The 9,998-nt window shown below is 58.4% G+C and carries 12 protein-coding genes; 10 read left to right on the top strand and 2 right to left on the bottom strand.

The window, feature by feature from the left end:
• Positions 1-84 precede the first annotated feature (84 nt).
• From ACMNAY_RS01230 to ACMNAY_RS01185, 10 genes are all read left to right on the top strand, one after another.
• Positions 85-894 (top strand): energy-coupling factor transporter transmembrane component T family protein, encoded by an 810-nt coding sequence (locus tag ACMNAY_RS01230; protein ID WP_418718078.1) that lies wholly within the window; start codon positions 85-87, stop codon positions 892-894.
• 15 nt (positions 895-909) lie between these two features.
• On the top strand, positions 910-1,758 hold the full coding sequence (locus ACMNAY_RS01225) for an energy-coupling factor ABC transporter ATP-binding protein (protein ID WP_418718077.1): 849 nt from the start codon (positions 910-912) through the stop codon (positions 1,756-1,758).
• Positions 1,759-1,773: 15 nt separating this feature from the next.
• Positions 1,774-2,601: an energy-coupling factor ABC transporter ATP-binding protein gene (locus ACMNAY_RS01220; RefSeq protein ID WP_418718076.1), complete on the top strand. Its 828-nt coding sequence runs from the start codon at positions 1,774-1,776 to the stop codon at positions 2,599-2,601.
• A 14-nt stretch (positions 2,602-2,615) separates the two neighbouring features.
• Positions 2,616-3,437, top strand: a complete 822-nt coding sequence (locus ACMNAY_RS01215) for a MurR/RpiR family transcriptional regulator (RefSeq protein WP_418718075.1) — start codon at positions 2,616-2,618, stop codon at positions 3,435-3,437.
• A 142-nt stretch (positions 3,438-3,579) separates the two neighbouring features.
• Entirely contained in the window at positions 3,580-4,200 is a 621-nt protein-coding gene (locus tag ACMNAY_RS01210; protein WP_418718074.1) for an ECF transporter S component, read from the top strand.
• Positions 4,201-4,259: 59 nt separating this feature from the next.
• Entirely contained in the window at positions 4,260-5,174 is a 915-nt protein-coding gene (locus ACMNAY_RS01205) for a hypothetical protein (RefSeq protein WP_418718073.1), read from the top strand.
• A 20-nt stretch (positions 5,175-5,194) separates the two neighbouring features.
• A complete protein-coding gene (locus ACMNAY_RS01200; protein ID WP_418718072.1) occupies positions 5,195-6,130 on the top strand; it encodes a carbohydrate kinase family protein in 936 nt (311 codons plus the stop codon).
• A 15-nt stretch (positions 6,131-6,145) separates the two neighbouring features.
• Entirely contained in the window at positions 6,146-7,306 is a 1,161-nt protein-coding gene (locus ACMNAY_RS01195; protein ID WP_418718071.1) for an SIS domain-containing protein, read from the top strand.
• A 12-nt stretch (positions 7,307-7,318) separates the two neighbouring features.
• Positions 7,319-7,732: a secondary thiamine-phosphate synthase enzyme YjbQ gene (locus ACMNAY_RS01190; protein ID WP_418718070.1), complete on the top strand. Its 414-nt coding sequence runs from the start codon at positions 7,319-7,321 to the stop codon at positions 7,730-7,732.
• A 12-nt stretch (positions 7,733-7,744) separates the two neighbouring features.
• Positions 7,745-8,947 (top strand): hypothetical protein, encoded by a 1,203-nt coding sequence (locus ACMNAY_RS01185; RefSeq protein ID WP_418718069.1) that lies wholly within the window; start codon positions 7,745-7,747, stop codon positions 8,945-8,947.
• A gap of 93 nt (positions 8,948-9,040) precedes the next feature.
• On the opposite strand, the gene ACMNAY_RS01180 is transcribed toward ACMNAY_RS01185, so the two are convergent.
• Together ACMNAY_RS01180 and ACMNAY_RS01175 are read right to left on the bottom strand one after the other, a co-directional pair.
• Positions 9,041-9,514, bottom strand: coding sequence for a GNAT family N-acetyltransferase (locus ACMNAY_RS01180; protein WP_418718068.1), 474 nt, complete (start codon positions 9,512-9,514; stop codon positions 9,041-9,043).
• Between the two features lie 63 nt (positions 9,515-9,577).
• Positions 9,578-9,979: a pyridoxamine 5'-phosphate oxidase family protein gene (locus ACMNAY_RS01175; RefSeq protein WP_417025860.1), complete on the bottom strand. Its 402-nt coding sequence runs from the start codon at positions 9,977-9,979 to the stop codon at positions 9,578-9,580.
• Positions 9,980-9,998 lie beyond the last annotated feature (19 nt).

Below are 9,998 nucleotides of genomic sequence, written 5' to 3'. Positions count from 1 at the left end.
ATGTATATATTTTACAATGTAAGGAGGGAAAATCCACCCAACTCCACTTTCATACCCAGCCAAGACAACACGGAGATGAATGGAATGACAGAAGACATTGTGAAAAAATACCAGGGTTACCAACTTTACGGGAACTGGTTAAAGGATCTGAATCCTCTCAACAAAATAAACGTTTGGCTTGTGATCGGCGTTACGGCCATGGTTTTCAAGGACTGGCGATTCGGCGCGGTGGCCATCGCAGCCTATCTTCTGCTGGCGGCATACCTGGGCATTTTCCGCTCGTTCATCAAAATGTTCTCGGTGTGCGTGGTGTTTCTCGGTGTGTTTATGACGGTCACCCGTGTTTTTATCCATCGCAATGAGGGCGACCCGCTGTTCCAGGTGTTCGGGTTTTCAGTAACCGACGCGGCGCTGGAAAACGGGCTGGACATGTCCGCGTTTTTGCTGGGATTCTCCGGGGCACTGTTTCTTTTGTTCCTCACCACGCCGATGCGCGACATTATGCTGGCGCTGGAGCAAAAGGGCTGGGTCAAGCCTTCCACTTCCTACATCGTGCTCGTCTCCTTCAAAACCATCACGGAGCTCACCAACAACATGCGCACCATTCTGGAGAGCCAGAAGGCGAGAGGCATCGAGACGGAAGGAAACCTGTGGGTGCGCTTTAAATCGGCCTTTCCCACCATCAGCCCCATGGTGCTGGGCGCGATCTCCTACACGGAGGAAAAATGTATTTCCATGGAATCCCGCGCGTTCGCGAATGAAAAGGGCCACACCTATCTGCGGCTTTTCCGCCCGGTCCCGGCCTGGGAAAAGGTGTTCGTGGCCTTTGTGGACGTCGCGTGCGTGCTGGGAATGGCCTGGGCCGTCTATGCCAAGATCACGGGCATCATGTGAGAGGAGGTATTTGATATGGCAGGCACAGAATTTGTGAAGATGACGGACGTCCGTTATACTTATCCGCTTTCCGATCATCCGGCGCTGGACCACCTCGACCTTGTGCTCGAGCGGGGCAAATTCTACGGCGTGATCGGCGAAAACGCCGCGGGAAAAACCACGCTGTGCAATCTGATCCGGGGCCTGTGCCCTCATTTTTACCTGGGTACGCTGGAGGGCGAGGCGTTGATCGACGGACAGGATGTGCGCACAATCGATGACCAGAAGCTGGCCGTGGAAATCGGGTTTGTGTTTCAGAACCCCTTTGTGCAGATGAGCGGCATTCGTGAGACTGTGTTCGAAGAGGTGGGTGTCGGGTTGGAGAACCTGGGCATTCCGCGGGAGGAAATGATGCGGCGAATCGTGGAGGTGTGCCGCGCGCTGCACATCGAAAACCTGCTGGACAAAAACCCGTTGGAGCTGTCCGGCGGCCAATGCCAGCGGGTGGCCTTCGCTTCCATCATCGCCATGGACGCAGACGTGATGGTCATTGACGAGCCCACCAGCCAGCTGGATCCGGAGGGCACGGAGGACGTGTTTGAAATCATCCAGCTGCTGAAAGGGCGGGACAAGACCATCATTCTGGTAGAGCACAAGATCGACCTGATTGCGGAATACTGCGACGAGGTCATCGTGATGAAGGATGGCCGTATCGCCATGAAGGGCGATACCCGCACGGTGCTTTCCGATCCCCGCCTGCAGGAATGGGGCGCACCCGTCCCGGCGGCGGCCCGGCTTGGCCATGCGCTACGGGCGGCAGGCTGTGCCTTGCCCCGGATCCCGATTACCAACAGCGAGGCCGCCGCCCTTGTGCGCGGACTGTGAAGGAGGGTTGCTCATATGTCGATCCAGCTTGAACACGTGTATTATACCTATCCCAACGGTTACACTGCATTGGAGGATATCAATCTCACCATCAGCGAGGGGGAAAAGGTCGCCATTGTGGGGCAGAATGGCGCGGGAAAGACCACTGCGGTAAAACTGATGAACCGTATCCACAAGCCCACCAAGGGGCGGGTGCTGGTGGACGGGGTGGACACCCGCGAACGCACCACCGCCCAGATCGCGAAATTTGTGGGCTATGTTTTCCAGAATCCGGACGATCAGATCTTTAACCAAAGCGTGGTGTCCGAGGTGCAGTACATGCTCAAACGCACAAAGGTCGCCGAGGAGGAGATCAAACGCCGCACCGACCACGCTCTGGCGCTCACCGGGCTGGAGGCGTACCGGGAGACCAACCCCTACGACATCCCCTTGCCGTTGCGCAAGTTTCTGACCATTGCGGCGGTCATTGCCACCCAGCCACGGTACATCGTTCTGGACGAACCCACCGCCGGCCAGGACAGCCGAGGCAATGCCATCCTTCGGCAAATCATCGGGGAGATGACCGGGCAGGGGGTCGCGGTGGTGACCATCTCCCACGATATGGATTTTGTCGCCGACAACTTTGACCGGGTGGTGGCGATGGCCCACAAAAATGTTGTGCTGGACGCCTGTGCCCGGGATGTGTTCTGGAACGACCAGGCGCTGGAAGAATGCCGCATCCGCCGCCCCGGCATCGCGGAGATTGCCCACCTCCTGGGATGGGACGACGAGCGGGTACTCCACTGCGACGAAATGGTGGAACTCATCTGCAGCCACAGCCAGGCCGACGGAAACAAACAATGAGGGAAGGAACAGTTATGCCACAGGAAAAAAGCCCCGAACAGACAAACAGCGGACCCATGTCCTTTGAGGAGAGGGTCTCGCTGCATATGCTGAAACTCAACGATGTTGAGGACGATATTGTGGATTACCTGCGGCTGAACGCCGGAGGCATCAGCGATATATCCATCAACAAGATCGCGAAGGATCTCTATATCTGCCCCAACACAGTTGTACGTCTGGCGCGAAAACTCGGCTACAAGGGGTTCTCCGAACTGAAGTATTCCCTCGCGGCGCAGCACGGGGATCGGGAGCAGGAAGAACTCAAAAAGATCAAGCGTTTTTTGGAACCAGAATTGTCCAAGCACATTCTGCGCACAGTGCGCCTGATCGACAAAAAAATGCTGCGCGACGTGTTGACCATGGTGTACAACGCCCGTCGTGTAGCCCTGTTCGGCATGGGGGACAGCCAATACTATTGCGAACTGCTGGCCAAGTATCTCAGCCGGGTCAGCGACAACATCGAGATGCGCTTTCATATCCTGATGGATTCGGAATACAGTGTCAGCCGGCTGAAGGAAGGGGATGTGGCCATCTTCATCAGCTGCACCGGCGAGTCCTCCTGGATCACCGACCTGGCCAGGCTGGCACACCAGAAGCGCGCGGTCATCATCTCCATCACCATGGACACCGACAACACCCTGCGCCGCATTGCCGACAAAGCGCTGGTGTTCAGCAGCGAGGACAAGTATTTTAAAAACTACAATGTGCCGGATCTCACCGGGCTTATGCTGTTGATCCGCTACATTGCCAACACCTACTGGAATTCCTATCTGAACACCGACGACGAAATTGTGTAAATTTACACCTCCACAAAATTTGGTAAATATTAATATAAAGAATCACAGATTTTACAAGATATTTGGTAATATTGAGGCATAAGAGGAGGGGCGACAATATTTTCCCCTGAGAAATTGGCACGAGAAAGGAGACAAAAGAGCAATGAGTAAGAAAATCGGACGTTTGACACTGTTTTTGATCCCCATCGGCGTGGCGGTCAATCTGGTGGGCTTTCAGCTGTTTGCCATCATGCTGAAGCTTCCTCTCTCCATGGACTCCATCGGCACCATCGTGGTGGGCACCCTCTGCGGGCCCTGGGCAGGCGCGATCGTGGGCTTTTTGTCCAATCTGGTGAACTGCATCACCGACCCCACGGCCATCTTCTTCGCACCGCTGAACATCGTGTTTGGCGTGATCGCCGGCTTCATGGGCAAAAAGGGCGCTTTCGATTCCTTTATCAAAGCACTCGTCACCTCGCCCTTCTATTCGGTGATCGGCGGCCTGGGCGGCGCGATCACCACCTACCTTGCCTTCGGCCTGGATTTCGATGCCGGGTGGCTGTCCGTGGTGCTGGGCATTCCTCTGTACGAGGCGGGCATGCCCAAACTGCTGGCCATTGCCGTTGTCCGGCTGATCTCGGATGTGCCGGACAAGATCATTGCCTGTATGTTCTCGTTCCTGATCATCATGGCGCTGCCGGTGCGGTACCTGGTAAAACTGCCCAACGGCGAGCGGTTTATCAAAAAGAGAAAGGGTGAGCAGGCCGACAGCGGCGCGGCGTAAAAGGCACGCGCTGCCGCTTGCCAAGGAAAACGAGGCGACCAACGGGTGACAGGTGAACTATGATCTATCTGATAATCGGGGTTCTGCTGTCCAGCCTGGTTACGATCCTGTTCAAGGTGGCGGACCGGCTCAGGCTGAACAGTGACAATCTGATCCTGGTGAATTATTTGCTTGCGGCAGTGGTATCAGGCGTGTTATGCGGGCAGGCCGGTTTGTATGCGGGCCTGCCCGCCCGGCTGATGAGTGCCGATATCTCCACACTGCTGACCGCAAAAACGCCCGGAAACACCTGCTTTTTGCTGATGATCGTAGGGTTCTTTTCGGGAGTCTACTATATCGTGGACCTTTTCAACACCAAAAGCAGCGTGATCTACAACGGGGCCACCCTCACCGCGCTGTTCGGCAAGTTCGGTTTTCTGATCTCCACCTTCACCGCGGCCATTGTGTGGAAGGAAATCCCCACCGGGCTGCAGTTTATCGGCATCCTTTTGGCGATCGCCGGTATCCTGCTGGCCTCGGGCGGCCTGAAGAACGCGGGCGGCGCCAAAAAGCCGCTGCTGCTGGCCGCGCTTGTACTTACCGGCGGCCTGATGGAAATCAACGGCAAGTGCGCGGTGTATTACACCATGGAAGGCTTCGACAGCCTGTATGTGAGTGTTATCTTCACCACGGCGTTTTTGCTGTGCGTGGCGCACACCGCCCGCACCTGCATCCGCACCGGCACCAGGTTCACCATCTCCTGGCGGGATATTGCGGGCGGCATTATCCTGGGGCTGCCCAACGTGGCGGGCAGCTATCTGGCGTTGATGGCCATGCAGACGGTCCCCGCGAACATCTATTTCCCCACCAATGCCGTGGGCAATCTGGTGGTCGTTTCCCTGGCGGGAATGCTGCTGTTCCGGGAAAAGACCAACGCGATGCAGAAGCTCGCCATTGTGGTCACGGTGGTGAGCCTGACACTTTTGAATCTGTAACACAACAAGGAGGTGGAAAGATGCGTCAGTATATGGTCTGCGGGCAGGTCGTGGTAGATCGGGTGATGCCTCACGGAAAGCAGGCCCAGCCGGAGATCCGCCTGGGCGGCGGGGTGATGTACGCGGTGGCGGGCCTGAAGATATGGACGGACGCCTGCGGCGCCGCAGCCTACACAGGCCGGGATTTCCCGGAGTATTACGGAAACTGGCTGTCGGAGAACGGGATCGCCGCGGACGGGTTCATCCCCCGGTTCGAGCACACAAACCGGGCCGATCTGTTCTATCTGCCCAACGGCACCCATGCCATGGGCCCAGGTGACCCCAACTATATGAACGGGGGAGACCTGCCGGACTGGCAGCTGGTGGAACCGTTCCTGCGCGGCCCGGGGGAAAAGGCGCTGCATCTGATCGGCGCCGACCTGACGGAGCTGCTGAAGCAGCTGCAGGCGGAGCGGGCCAAGGGGCTGCTGGTGGGGTACGAGATGGACCCAGACGAGAGCATCCCCGATATGCCGGAATACATCCGGCAGGTCACCGATCACTGGGTGGACTTTTTCTCCCTCTCCTGCGAGGAGGTCAAGGGCATCGTGCCCGGCGTGCGTGACCTGGAGGACGCGCTGGAATACATGTGCGCCCTCAACTGCCCCTCCTTCTTCCGGGCGGGTACCCAGGGAGCCTATATGATCGCCGGCCACAAGGCGCACTATTCCCCCATGATCGACGTGTTTGGCTCCAAAGACCCCACGGGCTGCGGAAATTCCAGCACAGCGGCGGCGTTTTACGCCATGTGCGAAGGGCACAGCCCCCGCTACGCGTCCATGATCGGCGCGGTGACCGCCTCGCTGAATGCCAGCTGCGTCGGGTTGGTGCCCCGCATCGACCTCCAGACACGCCAACGCTGTTTGCGCCTTGCACGGGATTATGATGCAAACTTCCAACAGGAAGAATTGAATTAGTAGGAGGCATGCTGAATGAATGATGAACTTCGTGCGCGGGCGTTTGACTCTCGCCTGGCCAGGCAGGCCATGATCGCGGCAGACGTGATCCAGGCAGTTTTTGATCATGTGGGCGAGTGCTGGGAAGCCCTGAGCATGGAGGAGATCTTCAACACACGGGAGATCATCCTCACCGGCTGCGGCGACAGTTACTGCGCTGCGGTGGCCACACAGCCGCTGTTTGAAAAGATGACCCGGGTGAAGGTGCGGGCAATGCCCTGCATCGAGGTCAGCCGCTGCATGGCAAAAAGCAGGTTCGGATACCGCCCCGACACGCCTTTGGTGATCGGCATCTCGGTCACCGGCACGGTGTCCCGCGTGGAGGAGGCGATCAAACGGGCGGCGATGAACGGCGCGAACACCCTGGCAGTCACCGACGACCCGGATTCTCCGGTGGCCCGCAGCGCAGCACACACAGTGTGCTTGGGCCTGCCCAAGGGCCTGGATTACAGTCCCGGGGCCAACAGCTACAACGGTTCCCTGGTGGCGCTGATGGCCCTGGCCCTGCGGATGGGCCGAGTAAAGAACAATATCTCCGAAGAAGAACTCTTTGCCATGCGGGATGCGATCCCCGCCTACGCCGCGGCCTGCCAGGCAAAAATGAAGGAATACCGGGAGAAAGCGTTTCAGGTGGCGCTGCGCTGGAAAGACCTGCGCGCGGTGGACTTCATCGGCGATTACGGGGATTATGCCACCGCCTTCTTCGGCTCGGCCAAGGTGCTGGAGACCTATGGCGGCTACACTACATACGACGACTCGGAAGACTGGTGCCACATCAACTTCTTCATCCAGGACCCCCGCACCGTGGGGCGTGTGGTGATCGCGAACCAGCAGTCCCCCTCCTTCGGACGTATCCGGGAGACCATCCGGGCCATCAGCCTGCTGGAGAGCCCCTGCATGGTGGTGACCGATGCGGACCCCTCGCGGTTCCCGCCGGAATGCACCGTGTTCACCTTCCCCAAGCCGGAGTATTTCTGGCTGGCGCCGCTGATGGAGCACTTCGCCTTCGACATGGTGGCGGGCGGCATCGAGATGCTGCTGGAAATCCCGCAGTTCCGCAGCGATCTGGCGGATTTTCACCAGGAGAACACCGAGGACGAGGTGCGCATTCGTTCCAGCAAGATCGAAATGGTATAAAGGAGGGAGCTTATGTATTTCAGAAAGACCTATCCCCTCGTCACCACCAAGAGCAACGAGGGGATCGACATCAAAGCCATGATCCTGGACGCCATCGGCGAGAGCGGCATCAAAAACGGGCTTGCCGCCGTGGAGATCGGCCATTCCACTGCGGGCATTATGACCACCACAGACCATTGCCCGGAGGTGCAGCAGGATCTGGCCGCTGAACTGGACCGTCTCGTTCCTCCGCGGGTGAACTTTATCCACCAGGAAACGCCGGAAGACGCGTCCGGGCATATCAAGTGCGCACTGTTCGGAAATACCGTGACCCTCATTGTGGAAAATGGAACTCTGCTTTCCAAGGATAAACTGGGTATTTTTATGATGGAATATGACGGCCCGCGTCACCGCAAGGTGAATGTGGCGGTGCTGGGTGAACAGTGAGGAGGAGAGATGATGACGCATCGTGATTGTGACAACGCGCTGCTCACCCAAGTGCGCAATGCGGCCCAGACAGTGCTGTCCATGTCGGAGACATTCACCTTTTCCTATCTGGAAAAGTGCCTGCCTGCCGAGGCGCTGCAAAAGGTGCAGAAGGTGATTCTCACTGGCTGCGGCGACAGCTATTGCATTGGCGTGGCGGCGCGGCCCTGCTTTGAGTCGGAGGGTGCTTATCCGGGCTTCCAGGCGGAGGCGCTCCGAAACATCGAGGCCGCCCGATATTACCGCACCTATGCCGGATGGGGCGAAAAAAAGGCGGAGGATCATCTGATCTGCGCGGTTTCCATCACCGGAAGCCCGGTGCGCCCCCGGGAGGCTCTGGCCCGCATCAACCAGCTGGGCGGCATATCGGTGGCGTTCACTGACAACGAGAACAGCCTTTTTGCCCGGGAGGCAAAGTACGCCGTGCGCATCAATGTGCCACAGGACCATTACAAGCCCGGCGTGACCGACGAGGAGTGCCCCGGCATGACCTCCTACATCGCCGGCTGTTACGCTGTGATGATGTTCGGGCTGTACATGTGCGTCTGCAAAGGGTTGATGACAAAACAGCAGGCCGAGGAACAGCGGCAGGCCGCCATTGAATATGCCCGGGCATTTACGCCTGAGTTGATTGATGACTTGGAGGAGAAAGCGTTCCGCTTTGCCGAAAAACTGCAGGCGGACGGCTTTGACTGCATGGACTTCATCGCGGAGGACCAGGAATTTGCCACCGCGTTTTTCGCATCCGCCAAGATGGTGGAGTCATTCGGGGCGGTGACCACTCATGATGACGCCGAAGACTGGTGTCATATCAATTATTTCAATCGTAACCCGGCCCGCATCGCCACCTTCCTGATGGCCAATCCATCCTCGCCGTCTTTCTCCCGGGATCAGGAGACGGCCACCTGCGCGGTGGCCATCAAGCGGCCACTGGCCATCATCTGCGAGGATACTGCCGATGGATTGCCCGAGCAGGCGTGGACTTTTAAAATGCCCACCCCGAAATACCGCTGGATCAACGCGCTGCTGCAACACATCCCTATGGACTTCATTGCGGCGTATCTTGGAATCTTTCGCCGTCAGATGCCCGTTGGGATTTCCAGTGAGCTGCATGAAAGGGATGCAGCCTGCGCCCGCTTCAAAAAGAGCGAACAGGTTTTTGTGGAGGAGCTGTGACTATGCCTGAACGGACTAGGAATTGCAGCAAGCAGTAAAATGAGCGGCCCCCTCCCGGAACCCGGGAGGGGGCCGCTACTGTTTTGTTCCTGTTCAGGCCTGCCGGCGCAGCAGCAGAAGGCGTTGGTCGGTGCCCTCCTCAAAACGGCTCTCGCCGGTGGGGCTGAACCCGTGGGCGGCGTAAAACCGCCGCGCGCCTGCGTTTGCTTCCAGCGCCCAGAGGCGGTCTGCCCCAAAGCGCGCTGCCGCGAATTCCAGCAGCGCCGCGCCCACGCCCCTGCCCTGAAAGCAGGGGTCCACAAAGAGCTTTTCCACTTCCCGGCCCTGAAGGCGCACGAAGCCCCGCAGTACCCCGTCGTCCCAGACGAAGGTGCGGGATAGGGCGTCCTGGTCCTCCGCGAGCCGCTGCGCCAGCGGCACCACCTGCATCTCGCAGAAGGAATACTGCTCGTCTTTGAAGATAGGAAAAAAGTTCAGTCGGTTGTTGAACACCAATATTTCCGCGATGCGCCCGGCGTCTTGCGCCGCCGCGGGACGGATGAAAGGCGCGGATGCGCTGTGCTCCATGGGACCCTCCCTTCTTATAAAAAACCGGGCAGGGCAAAAACCCCGCCCGGCGGTGTGCGTTTTTTAGAATTTCGCCAGCAGCTGCGCGTTGTCCTCGCGGTCAAAGACCATGGCGCTGATGTGGTCCAGATAGATGAGGGCCAGGCGCTTGCCGGTGTCCTCGCTGAAGCTCTCCTTCAGGTCCGGCATTTCCGCGAAGGCGGCGGCGTAGGCCTCGGCGCTGGTGTCAAAGTTCACCGTGCCGCGGATGCGCACCCACTCGTCCGACCCAAGGGCGGCGGTCAGCTCCAGGTTGGTGTTGTCCAGCAGCTGCTTGTAGGCCTCCTTGTGCTTGCCCATGGCGATGTAGAAACGGTCGTTCCAGACCATGTAGTGGTTGATGGGCCGCACACGGGGCAGATAGCCCTCCACGGTGGCCAGATATAAGACCGGACGGCCTTCCAGTACCTTTTTCAGTTCTTCCATGTTCCCTCGCTCCTTACCC

This window comes from Candidatus Allofournierella merdipullorum, assembly GCF_048426865.1.
GTDB classification, from domain to species: domain Bacteria; phylum Bacillota; class Clostridia; order Oscillospirales; family Ruminococcaceae; genus Allofournierella_A; species Allofournierella_A merdipullorum.
Note: the sequence above shows the minus strand (reverse complement) of the source record. Positions and strands in the feature narration are given on the sequence as shown.

What these genes read in the sequence shown, in the direction of transcription:
- ACMNAY_RS01230 (WP_418718078.1), top strand. Translation starts at nt 85, where the DNA reads ATGACAGAAGACATTGTGAAAAAATACCAGGGTTACCAACTTTACGGG.
- ACMNAY_RS01225 (WP_418718077.1), top strand. Translation starts at nt 910, where the DNA reads ATGGCAGGCACAGAATTTGTGAAGATGACGGACGTCCGTTATACTTAT.
- ACMNAY_RS01220 (WP_418718076.1), top strand. Translation starts at nt 1,774, where the DNA reads ATGTCGATCCAGCTTGAACACGTGTATTATACCTATCCCAACGGTTAC.
- ACMNAY_RS01215 (WP_418718075.1), top strand. Translation starts at nt 2,616, where the DNA reads ATGCCACAGGAAAAAAGCCCCGAACAGACAAACAGCGGACCCATGTCC.
- ACMNAY_RS01210 (WP_418718074.1), top strand. Translation starts at nt 3,580, where the DNA reads ATGAGTAAGAAAATCGGACGTTTGACACTGTTTTTGATCCCCATCGGC.
- ACMNAY_RS01205 (WP_418718073.1), top strand. Translation starts at nt 4,260, where the DNA reads ATGATCTATCTGATAATCGGGGTTCTGCTGTCCAGCCTGGTTACGATC.
- ACMNAY_RS01200 (WP_418718072.1), top strand. Translation starts at nt 5,195, where the DNA reads ATGCGTCAGTATATGGTCTGCGGGCAGGTCGTGGTAGATCGGGTGATG.
- ACMNAY_RS01195 (WP_418718071.1), top strand. Translation starts at nt 6,146, where the DNA reads ATGAATGATGAACTTCGTGCGCGGGCGTTTGACTCTCGCCTGGCCAGG.
- ACMNAY_RS01190 (WP_418718070.1), top strand. Translation starts at nt 7,319, where the DNA reads ATGTATTTCAGAAAGACCTATCCCCTCGTCACCACCAAGAGCAACGAG.
- ACMNAY_RS01185 (WP_418718069.1), top strand. Translation starts at nt 7,745, where the DNA reads ATGACGCATCGTGATTGTGACAACGCGCTGCTCACCCAAGTGCGCAAT.
- ACMNAY_RS01180 (WP_418718068.1), bottom strand. Translation starts at nt 9,514, where the DNA reads ATGGAGCACAGCGCATCCGCGCCTTTCATCCGTCCCGCGGCGGCGCAA.
- ACMNAY_RS01175 (WP_417025860.1), bottom strand. Translation starts at nt 9,979, where the DNA reads ATGGAAGAACTGAAAAAGGTACTGGAAGGCCGTCCGGTCTTATATCTG.